This is a genomic window from Acerihabitans sp., from assembly GCF_036398755.1.
Lineage (GTDB): Bacteria > Pseudomonadota > Gammaproteobacteria > Enterobacterales > Enterobacteriaceae > Acerihabitans.
The window spans coordinates 57,971-81,007 of the sequence record NZ_DASWOM010000084.1 but is presented as its reverse complement, the minus strand read 5'-3'; the positions used below and the strand labels follow the sequence as shown (position 1 = coordinate 81,007).

The following is a 23,037-nucleotide window of genomic DNA, read 5'->3' as shown; positions in this document are numbered from 1 at the left end:
GTCCGGCCGCGCAGAACACTAATGCGCCGGCCGCGGGTAATGAACCGCCGATGGATTTTGACGACGATATTCCATTTTAAAAAGCACCTTGGAAAATATTGTCAATAATTCCTCTATAAGCCTCCGATTTATCGGAGGCTTTTTATTTCCCCGCGCCATCCCATACCACGGTGATGAATCAGGCCCGGTGCACGGGCTGGTTTTCCCGCCCGGCTAGCGGATAGGTTGGCAAGAATCACTTCTTTTGTTAAAAAATCGTACTATTCTACAAGACCTGTAGCGGCCTTCTGGGGATTATCGAAGCGTTAACACACGTCGTATCAATAATAGGACCATGTTATGGATCATATTGTGTATGTTGTTGACGATGATGATGCGGTAAGACAATCCATCGTTCGGCTGCTACAGTCGGAAGACTTTAACGTAGCCGATTTTTCCTCGGCGGCGGCGTTCCTGGGCCAGCGCCCCGGTATTCTGCCCAGCTGTTTGATCCTGGATATGAACATGCCGGTGGCGGATGGCTTCCAGGTACTGGCCGAACTGGAAAAATCGGGCAGGGATATGCCGATTATCTTTATCACCGGTTTCGGCACCATCCCCCTCTCGGTACGGGCGATGAAGGCCGGGGCCTGCGAGTTCCTGACCAAGCCGGTCCGGTCTTCGGACCTGATCAATGCCGTGCGCGAGGGGCTGTCGGCGGCGGAAAAAAACCTCTCCTTCGTGAGCGAGCAGTCGACCCTGACCCAGCGGCATCAGACCCTGACGCCCCGTGAACGCGAAGTGTTGGGCCTGGCGATTGGCGGCCTGCTGAATAAACAAATTGCCACGGCGCTGGGCGTGAGTGAAATTACCGCCAAAGTCCATAAACGGCGGGTGATGGAAAAAATGCAGACCCGCTCGCTGGCCGACCTGGTCAGGGCGGCGGAACGGCTGCACATCGTTAAATCACAAAGCCGTTGAAAACGTCCCTATGCGAGGAAAACACCATGCCGGCCAATATTAATGGCGATCATCGCGCCAGCCTTAGAACCATCTCGACGTCATTACGAAAGCTGCATAAGGCCCTAATCGATCTGGAGACCACGCGCTTTGGCCAGATCGGCGGCACGTTTGAGCATCTGCAACTGGTGAGCGGCCATCCGCAATTCGCCTGGATCCGGCGCCTGTCGGAAATATTGGTGGAATTGGACGAGCGGCTGGATGAACCGGAAGATATTGATGCCGCGACGTTACTGTCCTATAAAACCGCTATCGAGCGTTTGCTGGCGCTGGGGCCGGAGAACGATACGGAATTTTCTAAAAAATATATCGCCGCGCTGCAGGAATCAACGGAGGTGGCGATGGCGCATGGCGCGTTGCGTCATCTGCTGTTTTTAGCAAATGACGCGGCCGGATTACCATAACCCCGGGTGCGTTGCCAGTAGCCCGGCGAGGCGCCGGTAAGGGTTTTGAACACCCGTGAAAAATGGCTTTGATCGGTAAAACCGCATTCGAGCGCGATTTGCGTTAACGTCAGCTGGTTGGCGCACAGGAGCTCCCGGGCTTTCTCTATGCGCATATTTTGCAGCCAGACGCAGGCGGAGGTGCCGGTGGTATTCTTGAAATTGCGCGCGAAATGCGCGCGTGACAGGCCGCATTCACGGGCGATAAGCTCCAGCGACACGCCCTTGGTCAGGTTCTCCAGCATGAAATCTTTGGCCCGTTGCTCCTGCCAGGGCGCCAGGCGGCCTTTTTGTCGCAGCCAGTCCTGGGATGTCTTGCCGTAGACTTCGGCGATATGGGCAAACAACGCCAGCGATATATGATCAAACAAGAAATCATGCATGCCGCCGGGTTGAGTCATCAACGGCAACAACGCCTGCGCCAGATGATAGATGACCGGATCCACCGTACCGGGAGCGCAGTCAAAATGGCCGATACGTTTTTGCCCGCTATCATAGGTAAATTCGTCCAGCGCCAGACGGGTCAACAGCAGGCGCACGTTATCGAACGGGCTTAGATGCTGGCAGCGCCAGTCCTCGGTCAGCCGGGTTATCGCTATCGCCTGCCGCGCGTGCCCGCCGGCGTGGACCAGGCGACCGTCATGCCATAGCTTATGGCTGGCAAAATCCCTGAGCTGGACGATAACGGAAAACGCTTCGTGCCGGGGTATGGTAATCACGGGCGCGTGCTCCGGCGCCTGGGTGACCCGGTGCCGGCTGACGACCAGCCGCGCCGCGCCGGTGGCCAGGGGATTTATTGGCAATGTGATGGTGTCGATCATTGTCCGCCTCCCGGTTTTGCCGCTAGCCGCAAGCGGATAGTGTAGGCAGGGTAAATGAAAAACAGCTGCCGTGCGGATGGCGTTGAGCGGCCGCCATCTGTCCCCGGTGGCTCTCGATAATGGAATGGCTGATGGCAAGCCCCATGCCCATGCCCTGTTTTTTGGTGGTATAAAAGGACTCGAATACCCGCGCCCTGACGTCTTCGCTCATGCCGGTGCCGGTATCCGCTATCGCAAAGGTAATCTTGCCAGGCGTCGGGTTACCGGAAGACAGCGTAAGGATGCGCGGGCGATCGTCCACTTCCGCCATCGCTTCCGCGGCGTTCATCACCAGGTTGAGCAGCACCTGCTGGATTTGCACGCTGTCGCCGTAAATGATAAAGGCATCTGCCCGTAGCGCGTCCACCAGGGTGATTTTGCGTCTTTCCAGTTCGCTATGGGACAGCGCGATAATATGATGCGCGGTATGGTGTAAATCGACCGGGGCAAAATGAGGCGGTTCGTTGCGGGTCAGCGCCTGCAGGCTGCGGATCATCTCACCCGCGCGCTGGCCTTCGGCAACGATATCCTCCAGGCCGGTGCGGACATTATCAAGCCTTGCCGGGTCGCGGTTCAGCCAGCGCAGGCTGGCGCCGGCATTCGACACGATGGACATCAGCGGCTGGTTAATTTCATGGGCAATGGAGGCGGTAAGCTGCCCGACCGTCGTGGCCCGCGCCACCCGCGCCAGATCCGCCTGGGCGGCCCTGACCGCGTCCTCGGCCTGTTTACGGGCGGTGATATCGGTTATGGTGCCGAAATAGTCGTGGGCATCGCCGCTGGCCGGGATCGGCTCGCCAATCCCGGCCACGTAGCGGATGGCGCCGTCCAGCTTGACGATGCGATATTCCGCTCGCATGGCCAGGCATTGGCGCAGGCAATGGCCTATCTGCTCAAGTATCCGGTCGCGATCGTCGGGGTGGATAAAGGCAATGAATTCGCTATAGGAAAGCGTTTGCCGGCCGTCTTCCAACCCCAATATGCGCGCGTATTCAGCGGAAATATCCAGCGTTTCCTGGGTGATGTCCCATCGCCAACTGCCGGTATGGCTGATTTTCTCACCCAGCATTAGCGAGGTCTGACTGGCGCGCAACTCGTTCTCGACGCGGCGTCGCTGGATGTTTTCCTCCAGTAGTTCCGCATACAGGGTGGCGGTTTCAATAGAAATGGCGGCCTGCGCCACCAGGAGGGCGATGGCTTTCGAGTGGCCGGCGGTAAAGGCATCCGGCATCAGCCGGTTTTCCAGGTAGAGCACGCCTACCAGACGGGCCTGTTTAAACATCGGCACGCATAGCGCGGCCGCGCCGCAGGCGAGCAGGTAGGGATCGCGGCTGAACGGACTGAACTCCCCCGACGCGCCCAGACGGATTTCCTGACCGGTGCGAATGACGGCGAACAGCACGGATAGCGGCAGATCCGCAGCCCCCGGCGCCGCCTTGACCACGCAGACCTTAACCCCGGTGGGCGTGGTGCCGGCCCGGGCTTCGATAACCGGCGCGCCGGCGGTCACCCGGATAAGCAGCCCGCGTTGGGCGCCCGCATGCTCCAGCGTCAATTTCATCAGGATATGAATCAGCCGGCCGAGATCGATTTCCTCGGATAACGCCCTTGAGGCGGTGATAACGCTTTGCAGATCCTGGTTTTCCCGCGCCTGCCTCAAGGAAGCGCCGCCGGTTTCCCGATGTTCCAGTAACGCGAACATTTCTTCCCGCATCAGCAGGGCGGCGTTTTCAGGACACGGGAGAGCCTGGATGGCGGCCCGATCAAATTGCCATTTAGCGTTGCGTTTGTCCCTGGTGGCCAGCCCCTCCTCGATCATGCCGCGGATAAACCGAAGGACGGCTAACGGATTGCCGCCGGTCCTGGCATGCACCACATCGGCTAGCGCGCCCATTCGGGACGGCGAGGTCCGGAAGGCGTACGCCAGCCATCGGGCCAGGCAGGGGAGGGTTAAGGCCGCGGGCTGGATATCCATCACCCGCGCCGCGTTATGGCGCAATACCTTGAGCGGCGCGGGAAGCGACGGACCATCGGAGGATGTTGCGTCGTTCAGCGCCACCACCAGCAGCAGCGGCAGTCTGGCGGTATTGGCCATAAGGTACTCCAGCAGGCTCATGCTGGCCGGGTCGATCCACTGAATGTCGTCGATCGCCAAGACCAGCGGACGGCCCAGGGCGGCGAAGGCGCTGGCCAGGCCATAGATCATATGGTTAAACCGCGTTTCCGCCGCCTCGGCGGTAAGGGCGTAAAGCGGACTTTTTTCACCCAATATCAACGCCAGTTCCGGCACCAGGTTAATGGCAAGCCCGGCATGCTCGCCAAGCGACGCCACAAGCCGGGTTTTTAGCGCGTCGATTTCCGCCGCCGATTGCCCGAGCACATACAGGGTAAGGGTTCTGAACGCCTCCGACAGCACGGCGAAGGGCAATTCCCGGCGATACTGGCAAACCCTGGCGACCGCCAGAAATGCCTCTTCTTGCCGCAGTTCCTCCAGGACGCGGGCAATAAGCGTTGATTTACCCACGCCCGGCGGGCCGCTTATCACCACCAGCGCATGGGCGCCCTTGTTTTTTACCTGGGAAAACGCCGAACAAATCGCCTGCAGATCGCGTTTTGGCATAAAGCGGCGATCGACTAACCGAAGCGTGGGAGACACGTCCTGCAATCCCGGCAGAAAGTGCCGGATATGGCCATACGCCGCCAACGCAAAGCGGCAGCGTCTGAGATCCGCCATGAGTCCTTCCACGGTCTGGTAGCGGTTTTCCGGGGACTTGGCCAGCAGCTTCATCACCACCAGCGACAGCGCTTGCGCAATCGCCGGCCGCAGGATGTGGGGCGCCGCCGGTTCGCCGGCGATATGGTGATGTATCCATTCGGCGACCCCGCCGCCCTCGGGGAACACAAAGGGCGGCCGGTCGGTCAGCCGTTCATAAAAAATCATCCCCAGGGAATACAAATCGCTGCGGGCGTCGATGCCGCGTTTAGTCCGCCCCGTATGCTCCGGGGACATATAGACCAGCATCTCCTTGCCGGCGGCCATATCCGCCGGCGAAAACGCCGGACCGCCCATCGCGAGACGGCATGCGCCGTCCTGGGCCATTATCAGCGCGGCGGGCGTAAGATTGCCATGGATTAAGCCCGCGTTATGCAACTGCCGCAGCGCGGCGCAAATACTCAGGGCCTGGGTGAGAAAGGCGGCAATAGCGTCGTTTCCCGCCGGGGGCAGGGGATGAAGGGACCCTTGTGTCCCTTCATTGGTCAAGCGCGATGGCGGCGCCGGCGGCATTGCATTGATCATGGACTTCCCCCGCGTTTGGCCAATACCCGCTGGATATGATCCAGCAGCATATCCACATCGATAGGTTTACGCATAAAAGAGACCGCGCCGGCGCTGAGCGCCCTTTTCCTCATCTCCTCGTCGCCGTGACCGGAAATCGGCATGACCGGCAGCGCCGGACGAAGCCGCGCCAGGCGGCTGATAAGTTCAAACCCGTCCATCCCTTTTAATTTAACATCGAGGATAACAAAATCGATACTGCCCAGCGCCTCATCATTCAGGAATTCCTCCGCCGATTCAAAACAAATTGTCGCATAGCCGGCGGATTGCAATAAATTGCTTAACCCGCTTCTCACGGAACGATCGTCGTCGATAATGGATATAAGCAATGGTGGCGTCATGGCGTTGATCCCTAGGATGGCGGGGATTTTCGGGTATCGGATGGCGGCGCGCCGCTAATCTTGGGCACGCACTCCGTACGAAACCATGCCATGGTCAGCGGTTCCCGGTTCAGCAGGCGCCTGCAGATCGGCACAATCTGTTCTCCTATCAGCATGCCCAGCAGGCCCAGCAGCGCAATAACCGGCGGCGCGGGTGAACGTACCTGCAGCAATGCATAGATCACACCGGCCAACATACCGGCGAGCAGGGAAATAACGTAAGGTTTCATATCCCTTCCCCAGGGGTGGATGGGCCGCCGCTCAGGGAGGCGGCCGTCGCGCTGACCGCGCCTTGCGCCGCCAAGGTCTTTACCATGGCGGCGGTGGCCTCATGGCGCGTCGTCACCTGCGCCGCCGAGGCCTGGCGCACGGCCAGCGCTACCAGCTGTTCGCCGATAAGCATCCCCAGCAGGCCTATCAGGGCGATGGCGGGCGGAGCGGGGGAGCGCACGTTGAGCAGCGCATAGACCAGGCCTATCAGCACCCCGGTACCCAGCGAAATCACATAAGCATTCATATTCACCCCTGCTGTTGCGAGAAGCGGCCGGGTGCGTCATGGGTCGACGCCACCGGCCGTGGGCACGGTTACCTGGCGGGAACCGGCGCCAGGGTATGGTGATCGCCATGGCCTCTTTCCGGTGCGTTATGGACCATGGTATAGGCGTAATCCACGCCCATGCCGTAGGCGCCGGAGTGCTCGCGCACGATAGCCATCACGGCGTCGTAGGTCTCCTTGCGCGCCCAGTCCCGCTGCCATTCCAGCATCACCTGTTGCCAGGTCACCGGGATAACCCCGGCCTGGATCATGCGCTGCATGGCGTAGTCATGGGCTTCTTTCGACGTGCCGCCCGATGCGTCGGCCACCATATAGATTTCATAATCGCCCTCGGCCATGGCGCACAGGGCAAAGCTGTTGTTGCAGACTTCGGTCCAAAGCCCCGACACCACCACTTTTTTCTTGCCGGCGGCGGCCAATGCGTCGCGCACTTTCTGGTCGTCCCAGGAGTTCATCGACGAGCGTTCAAGAATGTCATGGGTGGGGAAGACATCCAGCAGTTCCGGGTAGGTATGGCCGGAAAAGCTCAGTGTTTCCACCGTGGTGATGATGGTGGGAATGCCGAAAACCTTGGCCGCTTTCGCCAGCGCCACCGTGTTGTTCTTTAACACCTGGCGATCTATCGATTGCACGCCGAACGCCATTTGCGGCTGCTGATCGATAAAAATCATCTGACAGTTGGTGGGGGTCAGCACATCAAGTTTTGAGTCAATCATAATGATATCCCGCGAGGATTGAATGAATGGTTTGCCCGCAAACAGGCGGCGCGCCGGTTGGGACGATAGATGCCGGCACAGTCCGGAGCATCCGTCTGCCGAGATGGTAGGCCGGGACAATAAACGAAACCATTATCTCTATGTATAACTAGACGCTGCAGAGCGCCGGCGACAATAATCCAGCCATTGCCAAAGCGACCGCGCGCCATATCCGGCCCGCGCTCCAGCCGGCGGCCGAAAGCCGCCCTCTTACTGTTTCGGAGGTTTTATGGTTGCGCCCACGACAGCTGATACCGCGGTATTGATTCTGGTGAATGGAAAATTCCACACCCTGGACCGGCAAAATCCCCTTGCCGATGCCGTAGCCATTGGCGCGGGTAAATTTCTGGATGTCGGCGACGCCGCGTCGGTGATGCGCTATCGGGGAACGCAGACCAAGGTCATTGATTTGGGAGGGCGCACCGTCGTCCCCGGCCTGAACGACTCCCATCTTCATCTGATTCGCGGCGGCCTGAATTACAACCTTGAACTGCGCTGGGAAGGGGTGCCGTCGTTATCGGACGCGCTTGCCATGCTAAAAGCGCAGGCGGACCGTACCCCGCACCCCCAATGGGTACGGGTGGTAGGTGGATGGACCGAGTTCCAGTTTGCGGAGCGCCGTATGCCGACCCTGGAAGAACTGAATACGGCGGCGCCGGATACGCCGGTTTTTGTGCTGCATCTTTACGATCGCGCGCTGCTTAACCGCGCCGCGCTGCGGGTGGTCGGCTATACCAAAGATACCCCTAATCCCCCCGGCGGCGAAATCCAGCGCGACCAGGCGGGCAACCCCACCGGCATGCTGATAGCCCGTCCCAACGCCATGATCCTTTACGCCACCCTGGCGAAAGGGCCGACGTTGCCGCTGGAATACCAGGTGAATTCCACCCGGCAGTTTATGCGTGAGCTTAACCGCCTCGGCGTGACCAGCGCCATCGACGCCGGCGGCGGTTTCCAGAACTATCCCGAGGATTATGCCGTGGTGGATCAACTGGCACGGGAAGGCCAGCTGACGCTGCGTATTGCCTATAACCTCTTTACTCAGCGCAAGGGCGCGGAACTGGAGGACTTCCAGAAATGGACCGCCATGGTCAAGCCCGGCCAGGGGAATGATTTTTACCGCCACAACGGCGCGGGGGAAATGCTGGTGTTTTCCGCCGCCGATTTCGAGGATTTCCTGGAACCGAGGCCGGATTTGGCCGCCGGTATGGAGGATGAACTCGAACAGGTGGTCAGGCATCTGGTCACCAATCGCTGGCCCTTTCGGCTGCACGCCACCTATAACGAATCCATCAGCCGCATGCTGGACGTGTTTGAAAAGGTGAATCGCGAAATCCCGTTCGACGGTTTGCATTGGCTGTTTGACCACTGCGAAACCATTACGCCGCCAAATATCGAGCGGGTCCGCGCCCTGGGCGGCGGTATTGCCATCCAGCATCGCATGGCCTTCCAGGGCGAGTACTTCGTCGACCGCTACGGCGCGGCGGCGGCAAGCCATACGCCGCCCATCGCGCGCATGCTGGAGATGGGCGTGCCGGTGGGCGGCGGAACGGACGCGACCCGCGTAGCCAGCTATAATCCCTGGACCGCGCTTTACTGGCTGGTATCGGGCCGCACCGTCGGCGGCATGAAACTTTACGACAGCGCGGATCGCCTGCCCCGCGATATTGCCCTTGAATTATGGACCGCCGGCAGCGCCTGGTTCTCCGGCGAGCAGGATAAAAAAGGACGGATCAAGACCGGCCAGCTTGCCGATATGGCGGTCTTGACCGCGGACTTTTTTGCCGTGCATGAGGATGACATCAAGTCCATCGCGTCGCTGCTGACTATCGTCGATGGGAAAGTGGTGTATGCGGACGGCGAGTTTACCTCCCACGGCCCGGCAAATATCCCCGTGCTGCCGGACTGGTCTCCCGTTACCCTGGTGCCGGGGCATTATCGCCAGTTGACCGCCGCCCACGCCGTGATGTTGCCCCATGCCTGTGCCGGCGCCTGCGGCGTCCACGGTCATGCCCATGACGCCGCGCGCGGCTCCTCGGTGCCGGTTGCCAATCACGCCGGTTTTTGGGGCGCGCTGGGCTGCAGCTGCTTTGCGTTTTGATCATGAAAATCCTCCGAGCGTTTTGCCTAACCCCCCGGGTCGATTTAGGCCTGCTGTTCCTGCGCCTGAGCGGTTGTTTTATGCTCTTGTATGTGCACGGCGCGCCGAAAGCGCTGCATTACGCCGATGAGCTCACAAGGATTGAGGATCCATTTGGACTGGGCGCTTCCCTGAGCCTGTGGGCCGCTATTTTCGCCGAGGTGATCTGCCCGGTGTTTATCCTGTTGGGCGTGGCCGCCAGAGTGGCCTGTTTGCCCATCATCGTGGTGCTGCTTATCGCCATGCTGGCGGTACATCCGGATTGGTCGGTGGCGCAAGGGCAGTTTGGCTGGCTGTTGTTGATTATTTTTATCACCATCGCCTTAGCCGGTCCCGGCCGCTGGCGGCTGCGGCCCGGCGGCGCTGGAGGTTTACCATGACGGCATCGGATAAGCGGATGACCGATGGGGAGGCCGGCGGCGGCGCGGCGCCCGTCCCGCCTTCTTCATGGAGTCCGCTGCGTCAGCGCGTTTTCCGCATGCTGTGGATTGCGACGGTGGCCTCTAATATCGGCTCATGGATGAGCGATGTGGGCACCAGTTGGATGATGCTCACCCTCAACTCCGATCCGCTGATGGTCGCCATGGTCCAGGCCGCCGGAAGTTTGCCCATGTTTCTCTTTGCGCTGCCGTCGGGGGTGATGGCCGATATTGTCGACCGGCGTAAATATCTGCTGTTTTCCCAGCTCTGGGTGCTGGCGGTGGCCGTGACCATGGCGTTGCTGGCCCTGTCCGGCCATATGACGCCGCACCTGCTGCTGGCCGCGGCGTTTTTGTTAAGCACCGGCGCCGCCATGAGCTCGCCGCCGTTTCAGGCCATCGTGCCGGACCTGGTACCGCGCGCGGACCTGGCGCCCGCCATCGCCCTTAACTCGCTGGGCATCAATATCAGCCGCGCCATCGGGCCGGCCCTGGGCGGGCTGATTTTGTCGTTTTCCGGTCCGGCGGTGGTATTTCTGCTTAATGCGCTGTCGGTGGTGGGTGTCATCCTGGTGTTGTTACGCTGGAAAACCGATACCGCCGTCCAGCGCCTGCCGCCCGAGCACTTTTTTTCCGCCATGCGCGTGGGGCTGCGTTATGTCCACGCGGCGCCGGTGCTGCGCACGGTATTGGTACGGGCCGTGGCGTTTTTCCTGTTTGGCAGCGCCGGCTGGGCATTATTGCCGCTGGTGGCGCAGCGCGAACTGGGACTGGGACCGGGCGGGTATGGCGTGCTGCTGGCGGCCATCGGCATCGGCGCTGTTTGCGGCGCCATTCTGCTGCCGGGGCTGCGTAAAAAGCTGACGCCCGACAGCCTGACGGTACTGGCCAGCCTGCTGTTTGCGCTTAGCATGCTGGCGCTCGCGTTTATCCGCCATTTCTGGTGGCTTGCCGGCATGCAGTTTTTTACCGGTTTTGCCTGGATTGCGGTGCTTTCCACCCTTAACGTCGGCGCCCAGCGCAGCGCGGCGCGCTGGGTAAAGGCGCGCGCCCTGGCCGTTTACCTGACGGTTTTTTTTGGCTCGATGACCGCCGGCAGCGCTATCTGGGGCAAGCTGGCGTCGCAGATGACGCTCTCCACCTCCCTGACCATCGCCGCCATCGGCATGGTGCTTGGCACCGCCACCGCACTGCGCTGGCGGTTAAACCAGGACCCCGATTTGAACCTTGAACCCACGGACCATCCCCCGGCGCCGGAGTCCGCGATAGAACATGACCGTGGTCCGGTAATGGTCAGCGTGGAGTATCTGGTCGAGCCGGGTGAAGTGGCCGCGTTTATGCGGGCAATCCAGGAAATGCGCCGTGTCCGCCGGCGCGGCGGCGCGCTGACCTGGGCGGTGTATGAGGACATCCGCTTTCCCGGCAAATGCGTGGAGGTGTTTGTCGTGGGGTCCTGGCTTGAGCATCTGCGGCAGCATGAGCGCCACACGGTGAATGATAAACGCATCCAGGATCGGGTGCGCGCATATCATCAAGGTGAACAGCCGCCGGTGGTACGCCATCTGGTGGCGCCTGAATAACGCATGAAGTTAGCAGAGATAATTTATTGAAGTAACGGAAGGTCATACATTCTGTTTTCCCGCTCTCATCCTGTAAGGAGTAAAGCCATGAATACGTTTATTACCCGTGACGGCACTGAAATCTATTATAAGGACTGGGGACAGGGACAGCCGGTTGTCTTTGTCCACGGTTGGCCGCTGGATGCCGATATGTGGGAATACCAGATGAATTTCCTGGCTGAAAACGGTTATCGCGCGATCGCCTACGATCGCCGTGGTTTCGGCCGTTCGAGCCAGCCTTGGGATGGTTATGACTATGACACCTTTGCCGATGACCTGGACGAGCTGCTGCAAAAACTGGATATCCGGCAGGCGGTGCTGGTGGGCTTTTCCATGGGGGGCGGTGAAGTCGCGCGTTATATTGCGCGCCACGGCACCCGGCGGCTGGCAAAGGCGGTGCTGATAAGCGCGGTCACTCCCTTGTTTATCAAAACCGCGGATCATCCCGAGGGCGTGGATAAATCGGTATTTGACGGCATCAAAGCCGGACTGGCCGCCGACCGGCCGCAGTTTTTAAGCGATTTCAGCACGGTATTTTACGGCACCAATCGTCCGGATAACAACGTTTCGGCCGGCATTCTCGCGCAAACGCTGAATATTGCCCTGCTGGCCTCAATCAAAGGCACCATCGACTGCGTCACCGCATTCTCGGAAACGGATTTCCGCCGGGATATGCAGGCGTTTTCACTTCCGACCCTGGTTATCCATGGTGATGACGATCAGGTTGTGCCTTTTGAAGCGACGGGTAAACTTGCGGCGGCGGCGATTGCGTCGTCTATCCTGAAAGTTTATCCCGGCGCCCCCCACGCCCTGTGCTTTACCCATAAAGACCAGTTAAACCAGGATTTGCTGGCCTTTATACAGCAGGAGTAATTCAGCCTGGCTCGAAGAATAATCTTGTTGTGCCGCGTCCTGATGCGCTAGGGTCAGGACGCTTCCAATATGGCCAGATAATCGGCGATTTGTTCGCGCTGCCTGGTTTCGCGCAGTTGCAGCGCCATATTGATGATATCGAGCTGGCGGGCGTTGACGGCAATATCAGGATGTAACTTTCCTTTTACCGCAAGCCATTCGGCCACGTCGGCCCAGCGCCATAGCGGCGAGACGCCTTTTATCCTTTGCACCGGCGAGGGGAAATCGCCGGCGCCGCGGGTGCCGTCCTTGAGCATGGCAACCGCCTGGCGAGACATATCAGACAGCTCCGCAATATCGCTTAAACCGACCAGGTTGGCATCCACCGATACGACCATGGCGCCTAATCCCGCCGACTCGATATCATGAATGGCGCTTAACACCGCTTGGGCGAAAGACGCGCTGTCGCGATCAAATTCCAGGTACACGGATTTACCGTAAAAACAGACCAGCGCGTCATCACAGCCGCTTTCGAACAGTTGGTCTTCCAGTCCTTTGGTATCGGCGGTAACCCCGGAGAGGGTAAGCGCAAAATTGTACAATGCCATGGTTACCTCGTATAAAGGCGGTTTCCCGCCTGGAGTAAAGCCTGTGGGTCATTTTACCGGCAGCTGTCGATCCTGCGGCGCAGCTGTTTGGCGTGATTTTCCGCGATGCGGGGCGTAGACCAGACGCTTATCTGATGTTCTTCATGGCCGGGAATACCGCAGGTAAGACGGCCAAAAGCATGCCCTTTGCTATGACGAAATCGCCAGCCTTTGGAGAGGGCATATTCAATCGCGGCCTGAATATGCTTGTTGGGATGATCCTTCATCGCCCTCCTTATCGCTTGGGTTAATGTAATCGAGGTGTTGACGTCTGTCAACGGTGATTGGCAAAATTCTGCCGCTAGAGAGTAACAAATCTTTCGCGGCGGGCGAGGTTTATAGTCTGCTTAACAATAGATTAGCGATGGGCATCGCAAGTTTTCGCCCGGCGGCGGGTAACGGGTGGTTAATACGGCAAGGGGTTAAACCAAGCTGATTTTATGACGGCTGCGCGTTGATATAGGGCGCAAGCAGTTCCGCCAGCCAGTCCATAAATACCCGCGCGCGCTGGGGCAAATAACGGCGATCGGCGTAGACCAGCGAGATATCCATCGGCGGCGCGGGGAAACCGGGCAGAATCTCAATCAGCCGCCCGGCGGCCAGATGTTCCGCCATGCCGATGACCGGTGCCTGGATGATACCGAGGCCGCCCAGGCAGGCCGCGTTATAGGCATCGACATTATTCACCGTGACCAGCGAGGGGAGGTCCTGGCTCAGGAACTTGCCCTGCTGGCGGTAAACAAACCCCTCGGCGCGCGATCCCAGGATGGTGACATAGTGAATCAGGACATGGCCGGCCAGATCCTCCGGCGTCATGGGAATGCCATAGGCCGCCAGATACGACGGACTGGCGCAGTTCACCATCGGTAGACGCCCCAGCCGCCTTGCCACCAGTGACGCCTCGGTCAGTTCGCCGATGCGCAGCACACAATCGAAACCTTCGCGCACGATATCCACCCGCCGGTCGGTGCAGCTGATTTCAATGCGCACGTTGGGGTATTTTTGCATAAATTCGCCCAATCGCGGCAACACCAGCGCGCGGGCCACCCCGGTGGGCATATCGACCCGCAGCCGCCCCGCCAGCACCAGGCCGTCCTGGCGGAATAATCCCTCCAGTTCATCCATGTTCGCCAGCATATCCCTGCCGCGCTCGTAGAGTACCAGCCCGTCCTGGGTGGCGGTGACGCGGCGGGTCGTGCGGTGCAGCAGCCTGGCGCCGACCAGGGCTTCCAATGCCTGGATATGTTCGGATACCGTTGATTTAGGTAAACCGAGGCTTTCGCCGGCCTGGGTAAAACTGGACAGCTCGGCGACGCGGATAAAACTGCGCAAAAGTTCTAGCTTGTTGACCATGGTACCCCGGCTATTGTCCTGTCATACCGAACAGTATTTCCGATTTTATCGGCTTTATCCATACTCTACCGGCTAATAAGCTGTATATCGCGATATTTACCTTCCCACAGGAGCACATGAGATGAGTCATAAGATTGCTTTAATCACCGGCGCCAGCCGCGGACTGGGCAAAAATGCCGCCCTGCACCTGGCGGCAAAGGGCGTGGGTATCATCGGTACCTACCATAGCCGCGCCGATGAAGCGCAGACGCTGGTGGCCGAAATCCAGAAAGCCGGCGGCAAGGCGGTCATGTTGCAACTGGACGTTGGCGACAGCACCGGTTTCAGTGAATTTGCCGCCGAGGTCGGCCGCACCCTGGCCGGGGAGTTTAAGCGCGATCGTTTTGACTACCTGGTGAACAATGCGGGGATCGGTCTCCATGCCGCTATTGCGGATACCACGGAACAGCAGTTCGATGAACTGTTCAACATTCATTTAAAAGGGCCGTTTTTCCTGACGCAAAGGCTGCTGCCGCTGATTAACGACGGCGGGCGTATCCTGAATATTTCCACCGGCCTGACGCGTTTCACCGCCTCGACGGCCGCCGCCGCCTACGCTACCATGAAAGGCGGTCTCGAGGTATTGACCCGCTATCAGGCCAAAGAGCTGGGCGGCAGGGACATCAGCGTCAACGCCCTGGCGCCCGGGGCGATAGAAACGGACTTCGGCGGCGGTATAGTGCGCGATAACCAGCAGGTCAACCAGCTTATCGCCGCCAACACCGCCCTGGGTCGAGTGGGCTTACCCGACGATATCGGCGGCGCGGTGGCCGCCCTGCTCGCCGACGGCGCCAACTGGGTCACCGGCCAGCGTATCGAGGCCTCCGGCGGTATGTTTCTCTGACGCGGCGGGCCGCGCTGTCCGCCGGCGGTTGCATGCTGGGCAGCCGGCGCGGTTCCTACATGACCGGTGGCGGCAGTTTGTCATCGGTTATGATAACGGTCAGCTGCATCATTGCATGGCGTAAGATAGAGAATAAGCGCCATATTTGATGCAGTCCATCAGCAGGATGCGACGTTTGTCATGGATGTCGAGATCCCGTTTGAGCGCCATTTTATTCTGCGTTGGTGATCATTACAGGGTAGTTGTATGCATTTAAATCATCATGAAGCCAAGACTCTCCAGTCCTTGCTTTATGGAATTTAACTACGCTACCAAATTTATCTAAAGAAATGAAAATATTTATCATGGCAAGATAATTATGTGATTTCCATTTTTACAGTAATACATTAGTGAATAAAATTGCCTATTCCAGATAAAACTTTTTCATATAGTCATCAATATGAAGGAAATTAACAAAACATTCATAAGCTATTGAGTCTTGCAAATTGTCAGATGATACAGTGGAGCTGTACTCTAAAAGTTTTTTATAAGATGGCTCCTCCTTTTCCGTAGAATCCCTGCCGAATGATTTCTCCAAGTTCTGCTGGAAGCTAAATAGAAGGGCAGGAAGCAGTTTTAAGTTTTTTATTTCATCAATAAAATTAATCATCGTCACTCACCAAGATATTGGTTCGTACCTTTTTATGTCTCTTGCCAAAATTTCATAAGGTTTAATAAAGTATTAATTTTTTCAGTACGATTGATCACGACTATGAAACCGGATTATAATAATATGATTTCATCATTATCTTGGTAATATAATTACCCAGCTCTATGCTCTGGACTTGGATTTTCAAGATCAATCCCTTTTCCTGGTTATCCCAAATGCTATTAATATCAGTTTTTGCTTCATTCTTACCTAACAATATCCCATTTTTACTTAGTGTATCTTCTTGCCAAAGCTTATTTTTTTCAGCTAGATGAATGAACCTATTCCTCCCAATTTGTTCCCTGCGGCTTCGCGCTCGCCTTCGAGGGGTTTGTATTAACCCAACTAATATCTTTGTCAAAACCATCCGCTGGCGAAAGGGCGTATAAAGTTTTGATTTTAAAGAACTCGCGTGTGGTTTCTTCAGAACCATCCAACACCCGTGCACGATGCAGTACCAGATTTTAGAAGCTTTTGCATCTCATTTCATTGAGCTCGATATTTTTTCCCTTACTGTTTTACGTCAGATTATATTAAACAGGTAAAATATTTATCGCAACAATCAGTAAATTACTTTAAAAAATTTCATAATCTTACCTCAATATTAATGAACGCCCCTGTTTTTTTCATTACTAGATTTTCCGAAAGCGGCAGGTCTTTGATTAATTTTTCGATAGTACCTACAGGATATCGTTCTTCATGGAAAGTTTTTTCATTATCCAAAGAATAAATAAACCGATCTTCATTGCCGTCAAAACCTAACCAGCAAACAAAACCATGGTCTGACAATTCAGAAGACAACAACATCAGACCGTCGGGTTCGCCATGAGAGAAATCCAACTCACATAGTGGGATGTTTCCGATACATTTTAAGTTTCTATTTATTCCCTTTTCAAGGCTCTCTTTTAGCTCAGATATCACCATATAGAGATCCGTAGTTACTCCCTTTCCTGGCAGCAAGCTATCGCCTATTATAAAATTAAACATTCCACTTGGTGAACAAAAAATATCAATCTGCTCAATGTGGATAGCTATTGTATAAGGATCTCCGATAATCATCTTGTTTTCCAATCCTCTTGTTTTTGTAATTGAGATTTCACTTTTTCTGTAAGCTGTAATTTATTGTGTAAATCCCCGGTACTTCCCGACCAATGATAGGCGCCTATATTATCAGGTGAGAACCTATGGATACAACCATTGGGATCTTTAGCATATCTATGCTTGTCCGATCCAATAGTAACTGAGCCTTCGAATATTTTGAGGGAATCTCTTGGCTCAACGCCTGCGTTTGGCCTGAAGCCCCTAGCTCCTGGAGTATGTTTAGTATTGGACTCAACTTTTAGCCCATTACTTGCAACAATTGCTTCGGGAATGGGTAACCTATTATCGCGCCCCTCTGCCAGATAAGCCAATTCATCCCGGCCAGGCCCAGCAGGAATCGGGGTTACCGTCGTGGACACACCCGTATCGGGCTTGCCTGCAACGTTGCCGGTATGGTTTGCAACCTGTTCCCCGCGCCGACCCGGCGAAGTAAGTATCGTTGCGCCGGGCTGCTGCTGCACAGGGTTGGCAAGTCTGCCGCCGGTGGGATCTTTCCAGCGTGGCAGAGCAAGTCAATCAAATCCTTTTGACTGTTGCACAGCAGATCGTCAAAGGCGATGCGCTCCTGTGGGGAGAGTCGGTCGCGTTTGGCGGGATCGCCGGACAGGGCTGTTAGAAAAACGCGATCGTATTGTGCCGGTGATAGCGAGCCGGCAGGTTTATGCGTTATTTCAATGCCAAGCGCGGTGCCTAAGGCGCTACCGGCAATTTTTTCGCGGCAGACCGGGTTTTTGGCGCAGGAGTCCACCGCCAGTTTGCCCATGGCGCCGGCAAGAGCCCGGGGATTGGGAACCATGGCGATAGCGGGTGCTGTAGGATCTACCGCTGTCGGGGAGAGCGGTGGTACATCAAGCGCCTGGCGTTGTTGCTCCGCTGGCTGCGCTTTGCCGACAAAACCCTTCTGCTGCGCTTCTTGCGCCAATCGTTGTGCTTTCTCACCATTTAGCGTTGCCAGATGAATGGCAAGATTATTGAGATGGTCTGCCATCTCCGACTTTCTATGCGTCGTTTTATTAATATGGTCGCTGCGTATATCGGCAGTCTGTTGATGAATGGCTCTTTCAAATTTGGCCATATTGATTTCATGCTCTTTACGAAACCACCGTTCCTGTATTTCGGTGCCTGGATGTAATTGTCGTTCTTCCTCAATCGCTATTCGTTCATTAATAAGATGTTCAATCCTGCGATCGCTTTCTTTAATTAAATTATCTGCTTCATATTTCTGTCGTTGCCCATTCTCAAGCTGTTCATGAGCCTTAATGATGTTTTGTTTCGCTATATCCAAGCTTTTAGCATTTCCCGCCGCGTAATATTCATCATGCTCTTGCTGGCATTGTTGTTGCGCTTCGTCCCGTAATTTCTCAGCCGCAGTAACATTAGGCTGAAAATTCCGGGTCATGATTTCCAAATCATGTCTTCTGGTCGCTTCCAACTGCTGTACGGTGACGACAGGTATTTTGGGCGGATCGGGCCGGCGAGTGCCGCCGTTTCTCACTCGCATCGGTTGATCAACCAGCGTTCTGCCATGGAGTTCTCTTGCGGTGACATTGGCATGGCTTCTGATAACCGGCCCCTGACGCGCCCCGGAGAAATGAGTCACGCATCTGGCCGGGTTATTATCGACTTTACGGCAAAATGACGAAGTGCCGTTGCGATGATTAACGGACCAGGAATTTACTGTGGTAAACATTCCATTGTTCATATTTCTTCCTTGGTGAGATGATTTAATTAATCTGTTACCAGAAAACTGAATATAGCGATTTTTTTAATAAAAATTTACGGCTAGAGATGAAGTAAAAAATATCGAAAATAACGGGATACTAAACAGGATAGAAAAACAGAGGGTGGAATTCTTGCTATAAATATATTATTAGACAATTGATGTGCAGCCAAAATATCCTTTTATAGGTAAGTTATAAATTAGGAAAGGCTGGAGTTTAATTAACGAATATATAGCAAGGTATACAGGATAAGAGGGGCTTGTTTATTGCGGGCTTAACGCCAGGGCGATACGTATCCCTTTGGTTGCGCTGCCCGCGCCGTTCGATAAGCAACAGGTTCAAGTCTCACCGCGTCACGGGTGAGGAAACCTGAACTACTGAAGATCATACCGCATTTACTCACGCCAGATGGCAAGCCACCTGTTGCCCAGAAGGCTTGGCGCGCAATATCGGGTGCTCCGCACGGCAGCGATCGGTGACATAGGGGCAGCGGGTATGGAAACGGCAGCCTGAGGGGGGCGACAGTGGGCTTGGCAGTTCGCCGGCCAGGCTGACCGTGGCGACGCGGTTGGCCGGGTCCATGCCGGGGGCCGCGCGCAGCAGCGCCTGGGTATAAGGATGCAGCGGCTGCTGGTACAGGGCTTCGGTCGCGCCGGTTTCAATCACTTCACCCAGATACATTACCGCCACCCGGTGGGAGATATGCCGCACCAGGCGCAGGTCATGGGCGACAAACAGCACCGTCAGCGCCAGTTTTTGCTGCAAATCCAACAGCAGGTTCACCACCTGCGCCTGTACCGAGACATCCAGCGCCGACACCAGTTCATCCGCCACCAGCACTTCCGGGGCAACCGACAGCGCCCGGGCAATGCCGATGCGCTGGCGCTGACCGCCGGAAAATTCATGAGGCAGCTTATCCACCGCGTCGGCGGGCAAGCGCACCAGCTCGAGCAGCGCCAGGATACGAGCGGGGATAGCATGGCGCGGGCACATCCGGTGTACCGACAGCGCCTCGCGCAATACCTGTCCCACCGTCATGCGCGGATTGAGCGATCCGTACGGGTCCTGGAAAATCATCTGTACCTGGCGGTTAAAATCACGCCGCCCCTTGCCGCGCAGTGCGGCGATATCCTGGCCTTTAAAACGGATACGGCCGTCATCGGCCGCCTGCAGTCCCACCAGCGCCCGCGCCAGCGTGGATTTTCCGCAGCCCGACTCGCCGACCACGCCCAGGGTTTCGCCGCGCCGCAGTTCCAGCCTGACGCCGTTAAGCGCCTGGATAAACTGGGCCGGATGCCCTTGCAACCGGTGCCACAGCGATTGTTTTACCGCAAAACGCACCTGCGCGTCCTCGACGCAGATAACCGGCTGTTCATCCGCCGGAATTACTCCATTCATGACAGGCTCCGCGTTTTGACCAGATGTTGGTAATGGTGACAGGCCACGCTCCGGTTACCCGCCAGGGACAACAGCGGCGGCACCTGCCGCCGGCACAGATCGGTGGCATAAACGCAGCGCGGGTTGAAGCTGCAGCCCGGGGGCGGGTTCAGCAACGAGGGCGGTGTGCCTTCGATTGAGAGCAGCGGCGTGCGCTCCACGCCCACCCGCGGCACCGAGCCCATCAGGCCTTGGGTATACGGATGAAGCGGCGCTGCAAAAACCGCGCCTACCTCGCCCGATTCCACGATGCGCCCGGCGTACATCACCGCCACCCGATCGCACAGCTGCGCCACCACGCCCAAATCGTGGGTGACGAATATAATGCCCATATGCAGCCGGTCGCGCAGCGACAACAGCAGATTAAGGATCTGTTGCTGGATGGTGACGTCCAGCGCGGTGGTCGGTTCATCCGCCAGCAGCAGGCTGGGTTCTCCCGCCAGCGCGATGGCGATCATCACCCGTTGGCGCATGCCGCCGGAAAACTCATGAGGATAGTTCTGCAGCCGGCGTCGGGCGTCGGGAATGCCGACCTGCGTGAGCAGTTCAACGGTGCGCTCCAGCCGCTGTCCGCCGTTAAGCCGCGTATGGGCGCGCAGGGTCTCGTCGATTTGCCGGTGTACCGTTAATACCGGATTGAGGGCGATCATCGGTTCCTGGAAAATCATGGCGATTTCACCGCCGCGGGTGCGCTGCAATTCTTGCGGCGAGGCGTCGATTAATTCCCGTCCCCGCCAGGTCACCGAACCGCTGACCTGCGCTGCGCCCGGCATCAGCCGCAGCAGGGAGCGCAGCGTGACGCTTTTACCCGAGCCGGACTCGCCCACCAGCCCGAGGATTTCGCCGGGCCGCAGTTCAAAGCTGATATCCTGGATGGCCTTGATCGTCCCGCGCGGAGTATGGATAAGGGTGTTCAGGTTGCGCACCCGCAGGGTATCGTCATCGCGCGCGTCCGGCGCCTTACCCGGTAAATCATGGCCCGACGCTTCAGTGGCATGCATTCTCGACCTCCATCGTTAGCGGTGTCCGGGCCTGAGCCGTTCGGCCAGCACATCGCCCAGCAGGCTGAATCCCAGCCCGGTAAGCACAATGGCCAGGCCGGGGAAAATAGTGATCCACCAGGCGGTATCCATAAAATTCTTGCCGGCGGCGATTAACACCCCCCACTCGGCGGTGGGCGGCTGCGCGCCCAGGCCGAGATAGCCCAGGCTGGAGCCGAGCAAAATGGCCAGCGCCATATCGGTCATCCAGTACACCAGGGTGGTGGTGATGACGTTGGGCAATAAATGGCGGAAAATGATGCGCGGGCGGCTATACCCCATGACCTGGCCGGCGGCAATATAATCCAGGCGTTTCTGGATACTGACTTCACCGGCAATCAGCCGGGCATAGAACACCCAATAAATAATGCCGACCGCCACATACATGCTGCCAAGCCCCGGGCCGAGGATCGCCACGATGGCTATCACCAGCACCAGCAGCGGGAAGGTGATTACCGCGTCCACCACCCGCTGGAACAGCGTTTCCGCCCAGCCGCCGTAAAAGCCCACCAACAGGCCGGCCAGCGTGCCGAATACCATCGGGAACAGCGTGGTAAACAAGGCGATTTGCAGATCCACCCGGTAGGCATAGATAACGCGCGAGAAAATATCGCGGCCAAAATTATCGGTGCCGAACAGGTGTTGCAGGCCGGGCGGCTTGAGGATGGCGCGGTAATCGAACGCCAGGGGATCGTAAGGCGCGATGAACTGCGGAAAAAAGCCGGCCGTCAGGCTGAATAACAAAATGACGGCCGTCGTCAGCAGCGGCCAGGGAAGATGCCGCCGCCAGCCGCGGGCGGGCAGCGCTTGGGCTGGGAGATGGGTCATCGCGCTCTCCTGGGGTCTATCATCACCTGAACGATATCGGTCACCAGGAAAATAAGCGACACCAGCACCGACAGCACGATGACCAGCCCCTGGACCATGGGATAGTCGCGGCTGAAGATACTGTCGACCATCAGCCGGCAGATGCCCGGCACGGCAAACACCGTTTCGGTGATCACCGCGCTGCCGATAATGGTGCCGATATTAAGGGCAAACAGGCTGACGGTGGGGATAAGCGAATTGCGCATCACATGGCGCAGCATGATCACCCCGCCTTTCAACCCCTTGGCGCGGGCAAAGGTGATATATTCCGCGTCCAGCACCGCGATAATCGAGGTACGCAGGTTATTGATGAGCACCGCCGCCAGGCTTAGGGCCAGGGTCATCGACGGCAGGAACAAATGGTACAGCCTATCGACAAAGGAATCGCCGTAGCCGCCGACCGGAAACCAGTGCAGATGGGCGGAAAATACCGTCAGCAAGACCAGGCCGATATAAAACGACGGCATGGACAGCGTGACCTGAAAGGAACCGCGAATGGTCATATCGGCGGCGCCGTTGCGCTTAAGCGCCGCGACAAACGCCAGCGGAATAGCCATCAGCAGCGCGAACAGGCCGGCCATGGCGGTTAACATCAGGCTGACCGGCAGACGCTCGGCTATGACCCGGGTCACCGGGCTGTGCAGTACATAGGAGTTGCCGAGGTTGCCGGCCAGTACCTGGCGGGCAAAAAAGAAAAACTGAACCGGCAGCGGTTTATCTAATCCCAGCTGTGCGTTGATGCGCACCACATCGGCCTCGGTACTGCGATCGCCAATCATGGCGCTGGCGGGATCGCCCGGCAGCAGACGCACGATGGCGAAGGTCACCACCAGGATCACCAGCAGCGTGGGAATAATCAGCAAAATACGTTTAACGATATAGGCGAACTCTGACACCCATCTCTCCTCCTGTTCCAGGTTCCGGCCGTTGACCTGCGACG

Annotated in this window: 22 protein-coding genes and 3 pseudogenes; 7 read left to right on the top strand and 18 right to left on the bottom strand. The window is 57.3% G+C overall.

Annotation, left to right across the window (positions count from 1 at the left end):
- The first annotated feature begins 339 nt into the window (after positions 1 to 339).
- Both VGC33_RS14120 and VGC33_RS14115 read left to right on the top strand, forming a co-directional pair.
- A complete protein-coding gene (locus VGC33_RS14120) occupies positions 340 to 960 on the top strand; it encodes a response regulator transcription factor (RefSeq protein ID WP_331121403.1) in 621 nt (206 codons plus the stop codon).
- Between the two features lie 26 nt (positions 961 to 986).
- The gene (locus tag VGC33_RS14115) at positions 987 to 1,403 is read left to right on the top strand and encodes a hypothetical protein (protein ID WP_331121402.1); all 417 of its coding nucleotides are present in this window, start codon (positions 987 to 989) and stop codon (positions 1,401 to 1,403) included.
- On the opposite strand, the gene VGC33_RS14110 is transcribed toward VGC33_RS14115, so the two are convergent.
- The 7 genes and pseudogenes from VGC33_RS14110 to VGC33_RS14085 all read right to left on the bottom strand — a co-directional run bounded on the left by VGC33_RS14110 (position 1,361) and on the right by VGC33_RS14085 (position 7,291).
- Positions 1,361 to 2,263, bottom strand: coding sequence for an AraC family transcriptional regulator (locus tag VGC33_RS14110; RefSeq protein ID WP_331121401.1), 903 nt, complete (start codon positions 2,261 to 2,263; stop codon positions 1,361 to 1,363). The genes VGC33_RS14115 and VGC33_RS14110 overlap by 43 nt on opposite strands.
- Before the next feature lie 22 nt (positions 2,264 to 2,285).
- Positions 2,286 to 3,956: pseudogene (locus VGC33_RS23260) on the bottom strand (ATP-binding protein); the annotation flags it as partial.
- 417 nt (positions 3,957 to 4,373) lie between these two features.
- A pseudogene (locus tag VGC33_RS23255) lies at positions 4,374 to 5,588 on the bottom strand (AAA family ATPase); the annotation flags it as partial.
- 8 nt (positions 5,589 to 5,596) lie between these two features.
- Complete coding sequence (locus VGC33_RS14100) at positions 5,597 to 5,980, bottom strand: response regulator transcription factor (protein ID WP_331121399.1); 384 nt, start codon at positions 5,978 to 5,980, stop codon at positions 5,597 to 5,599.
- An 11-nt stretch (positions 5,981 to 5,991) separates the two neighbouring features.
- The gene (locus VGC33_RS14095; protein WP_331121398.1) at positions 5,992 to 6,249 is read right to left on the bottom strand and encodes a DUF1427 family protein; all 258 of its coding nucleotides are present in this window, start codon (positions 6,247 to 6,249) and stop codon (positions 5,992 to 5,994) included.
- Positions 6,246 to 6,536 carry a DUF1427 family protein gene (locus VGC33_RS14090; protein WP_331121397.1) on the bottom strand — a complete coding sequence of 97 codons (291 nt, stop codon included), beginning with the start codon at positions 6,534 to 6,536 and terminating at the stop codon, positions 6,246 to 6,248. Before VGC33_RS14090 ends, VGC33_RS14095 begins: the two co-directional genes overlap by 4 nt.
- Before the next feature lie 68 nt (positions 6,537 to 6,604).
- On the bottom strand, positions 6,605 to 7,291 hold the full coding sequence (locus tag VGC33_RS14085) for a hydrolase (RefSeq protein ID WP_331121396.1): 687 nt from the start codon (positions 7,289 to 7,291) through the stop codon (positions 6,605 to 6,607).
- A gap of 268 nt (positions 7,292 to 7,559) precedes the next feature.
- Here VGC33_RS14085 and VGC33_RS14080 point away from each other — a divergent pair, with 268 nt between their 5' ends.
- The 4 genes from VGC33_RS14080 (at position 7,560) to VGC33_RS14065 (ending at position 12,381) form a co-directional block, all read left to right on the top strand.
- Positions 7,560 to 9,431 (top strand): amidohydrolase, encoded by a 1,872-nt coding sequence (locus VGC33_RS14080; RefSeq protein WP_331121395.1) that lies wholly within the window; start codon positions 7,560 to 7,562, stop codon positions 9,429 to 9,431.
- Between the two features lie 2 nt (positions 9,432 to 9,433).
- Positions 9,434 to 9,850 carry a DoxX family protein gene (locus tag VGC33_RS14075; RefSeq protein WP_331121394.1) on the top strand — a complete coding sequence of 139 codons (417 nt, stop codon included), beginning with the start codon at positions 9,434 to 9,436 and terminating at the stop codon, positions 9,848 to 9,850.
- Between the two features lie 17 nt (positions 9,851 to 9,867).
- Complete coding sequence (locus VGC33_RS14070) at positions 9,868 to 11,469, top strand: MFS transporter (protein WP_331121405.1); 1,602 nt, start codon at positions 9,868 to 9,870, stop codon at positions 11,467 to 11,469.
- Between the two features lie 87 nt (positions 11,470 to 11,556).
- The gene (locus VGC33_RS14065) at positions 11,557 to 12,381 is read left to right on the top strand and encodes an alpha/beta fold hydrolase (RefSeq protein WP_331121393.1); all 825 of its coding nucleotides are present in this window, start codon (positions 11,557 to 11,559) and stop codon (positions 12,379 to 12,381) included.
- A gap of 53 nt (positions 12,382 to 12,434) precedes the next feature.
- Here VGC33_RS14065 and VGC33_RS14060 read toward each other — a convergent pair whose 3' ends face one another.
- The 3 genes from VGC33_RS14060 to VGC33_RS14050 all read right to left on the bottom strand — a co-directional run bounded on the left by VGC33_RS14060 (position 12,435) and on the right by VGC33_RS14050 (position 14,360).
- Positions 12,435 to 12,968, bottom strand: a complete 534-nt coding sequence (locus VGC33_RS14060) for a helix-turn-helix transcriptional regulator (protein ID WP_331121392.1) — start codon at positions 12,966 to 12,968, stop codon at positions 12,435 to 12,437.
- Positions 12,969 to 13,021: 53 nt separating this feature from the next.
- Positions 13,022 to 13,234 carry a hypothetical protein gene (locus VGC33_RS14055; protein WP_331121391.1) on the bottom strand — a complete coding sequence of 71 codons (213 nt, stop codon included), beginning with the start codon at positions 13,232 to 13,234 and terminating at the stop codon, positions 13,022 to 13,024.
- Between the two features lie 211 nt (positions 13,235 to 13,445).
- Positions 13,446 to 14,360: a LysR family transcriptional regulator gene (locus VGC33_RS14050; protein ID WP_331121390.1), complete on the bottom strand. Its 915-nt coding sequence runs from the start codon at positions 14,358 to 14,360 to the stop codon at positions 13,446 to 13,448.
- A 121-nt stretch (positions 14,361 to 14,481) separates the two neighbouring features.
- On the opposite strand from VGC33_RS14050, the gene VGC33_RS14045 reads away from it, so the two are divergent.
- Positions 14,482 to 15,243, top strand: coding sequence for an SDR family NAD(P)-dependent oxidoreductase (locus VGC33_RS14045; RefSeq protein ID WP_331121389.1), 762 nt, complete (start codon positions 14,482 to 14,484; stop codon positions 15,241 to 15,243).
- A gap of 211 nt (positions 15,244 to 15,454) precedes the next feature.
- On the opposite strand, the pseudogene VGC33_RS23340 reads toward VGC33_RS14045, so the two are convergent.
- From VGC33_RS23340 to VGC33_RS14005, 8 genes and pseudogenes are all read right to left on the bottom strand, one after another.
- Positions 15,455 to 15,892: pseudogene (locus tag VGC33_RS23340) on the bottom strand (PM0498 family protein).
- Between the two features lie 624 nt (positions 15,893 to 16,516).
- Entirely contained in the window at positions 16,517 to 16,990 is a 474-nt protein-coding gene (locus VGC33_RS14035; protein ID WP_331121388.1) for an Imm42 family immunity protein, read from the bottom strand.
- On the bottom strand, positions 16,987 to 17,391 hold the full coding sequence (locus VGC33_RS14030; RefSeq protein ID WP_331121387.1) for a hypothetical protein: 405 nt from the start codon (positions 17,389 to 17,391) through the stop codon (positions 16,987 to 16,989). Before VGC33_RS14030 ends, VGC33_RS14035 begins: the two co-directional genes overlap by 4 nt.
- Positions 17,376 to 18,734 (bottom strand): coiled-coil domain-containing protein, encoded by a 1,359-nt coding sequence (locus tag VGC33_RS14025; protein WP_331121386.1) that lies wholly within the window; start codon positions 18,732 to 18,734, stop codon positions 17,376 to 17,378. The genes VGC33_RS14030 and VGC33_RS14025 overlap by 16 nt, the downstream gene beginning before the upstream one ends.
- Before the next feature lie 418 nt (positions 18,735 to 19,152).
- Positions 19,153 to 20,151: an ABC transporter ATP-binding protein gene (locus VGC33_RS14020; RefSeq protein ID WP_331121385.1), complete on the bottom strand. Its 999-nt coding sequence runs from the start codon at positions 20,149 to 20,151 to the stop codon at positions 19,153 to 19,155.
- Positions 20,148 to 21,191: an ABC transporter ATP-binding protein gene (locus VGC33_RS14015; protein WP_331121384.1), complete on the bottom strand. Its 1,044-nt coding sequence runs from the start codon at positions 21,189 to 21,191 to the stop codon at positions 20,148 to 20,150. Before VGC33_RS14015 ends, VGC33_RS14020 begins: the two co-directional genes overlap by 4 nt.
- 15 nt (positions 21,192 to 21,206) lie before the next feature.
- Positions 21,207 to 22,058 (bottom strand): ABC transporter permease, encoded by an 852-nt coding sequence (locus VGC33_RS14010; RefSeq protein ID WP_331121383.1) that lies wholly within the window; start codon positions 22,056 to 22,058, stop codon positions 21,207 to 21,209.
- Positions 22,055 to 22,993 carry an ABC transporter permease gene (locus VGC33_RS14005; protein ID WP_331121382.1) on the bottom strand — a complete coding sequence of 313 codons (939 nt, stop codon included), beginning with the start codon at positions 22,991 to 22,993 and terminating at the stop codon, positions 22,055 to 22,057. Before VGC33_RS14005 ends, VGC33_RS14010 begins: the two co-directional genes overlap by 4 nt.
- Positions 22,994 to 23,037 lie beyond the last annotated feature (44 nt).

What these genes read in the sequence shown, in the direction of transcription:
- VGC33_RS14120 (WP_331121403.1), top strand. Translation starts at nt 340, where the DNA reads ATGGATCATATTGTGTATGTTGTTGACGATGATGATGCGGTAAGACAA.
- VGC33_RS14115 (WP_331121402.1), top strand. Translation starts at nt 987, where the DNA reads ATGCCGGCCAATATTAATGGCGATCATCGCGCCAGCCTTAGAACCATC.
- VGC33_RS14110 (WP_331121401.1), bottom strand. Translation starts at nt 2,263, where the DNA reads ATGATCGACACCATCACATTGCCAATAAATCCCCTGGCCACCGGCGCG.
- VGC33_RS14100 (WP_331121399.1), bottom strand. Translation starts at nt 5,980, where the DNA reads ATGACGCCACCATTGCTTATATCCATTATCGACGACGATCGTTCCGTG.
- VGC33_RS14095 (WP_331121398.1), bottom strand. Translation starts at nt 6,249, where the DNA reads ATGAAACCTTACGTTATTTCCCTGCTCGCCGGTATGTTGGCCGGTGTG.
- VGC33_RS14090 (WP_331121397.1), bottom strand. Translation starts at nt 6,536, where the DNA reads ATGAATGCTTATGTGATTTCGCTGGGTACCGGGGTGCTGATAGGCCTG.
- VGC33_RS14085 (WP_331121396.1), bottom strand. Translation starts at nt 7,291, where the DNA reads ATGATTGACTCAAAACTTGATGTGCTGACCCCCACCAACTGTCAGATG.
- VGC33_RS14080 (WP_331121395.1), top strand. Translation starts at nt 7,560, where the DNA reads ATGGTTGCGCCCACGACAGCTGATACCGCGGTATTGATTCTGGTGAAT.
- VGC33_RS14075 (WP_331121394.1), top strand. Translation starts at nt 9,434, where the DNA reads ATGAAAATCCTCCGAGCGTTTTGCCTAACCCCCCGGGTCGATTTAGGC.
- VGC33_RS14070 (WP_331121405.1), top strand. Translation starts at nt 9,868, where the DNA reads ATGACCGATGGGGAGGCCGGCGGCGGCGCGGCGCCCGTCCCGCCTTCT.
- VGC33_RS14065 (WP_331121393.1), top strand. Translation starts at nt 11,557, where the DNA reads ATGAATACGTTTATTACCCGTGACGGCACTGAAATCTATTATAAGGAC.
- VGC33_RS14060 (WP_331121392.1), bottom strand. Translation starts at nt 12,968, where the DNA reads ATGGCATTGTACAATTTTGCGCTTACCCTCTCCGGGGTTACCGCCGAT.
- VGC33_RS14055 (WP_331121391.1), bottom strand. Translation starts at nt 13,234, where the DNA reads ATGAAGGATCATCCCAACAAGCATATTCAGGCCGCGATTGAATATGCC.
- VGC33_RS14050 (WP_331121390.1), bottom strand. Translation starts at nt 14,360, where the DNA reads ATGGTCAACAAGCTAGAACTTTTGCGCAGTTTTATCCGCGTCGCCGAG.
- VGC33_RS14045 (WP_331121389.1), top strand. Translation starts at nt 14,482, where the DNA reads ATGAGTCATAAGATTGCTTTAATCACCGGCGCCAGCCGCGGACTGGGC.
- VGC33_RS14035 (WP_331121388.1), bottom strand. Translation starts at nt 16,990, where the DNA reads ATGATTATCGGAGATCCTTATACAATAGCTATCCACATTGAGCAGATT.
- VGC33_RS14025 (WP_331121386.1), bottom strand. Translation starts at nt 18,734, where the DNA reads ATGAACAATGGAATGTTTACCACAGTAAATTCCTGGTCCGTTAATCAT.
- VGC33_RS14020 (WP_331121385.1), bottom strand. Translation starts at nt 20,151, where the DNA reads ATGAATGGAGTAATTCCGGCGGATGAACAGCCGGTTATCTGCGTCGAG.
- VGC33_RS14015 (WP_331121384.1), bottom strand. Translation starts at nt 21,191, where the DNA reads ATGCATGCCACTGAAGCGTCGGGCCATGATTTACCGGGTAAGGCGCCG.
- VGC33_RS14010 (WP_331121383.1), bottom strand. Translation starts at nt 22,058, where the DNA reads ATGACCCATCTCCCAGCCCAAGCGCTGCCCGCCCGCGGCTGGCGGCGG.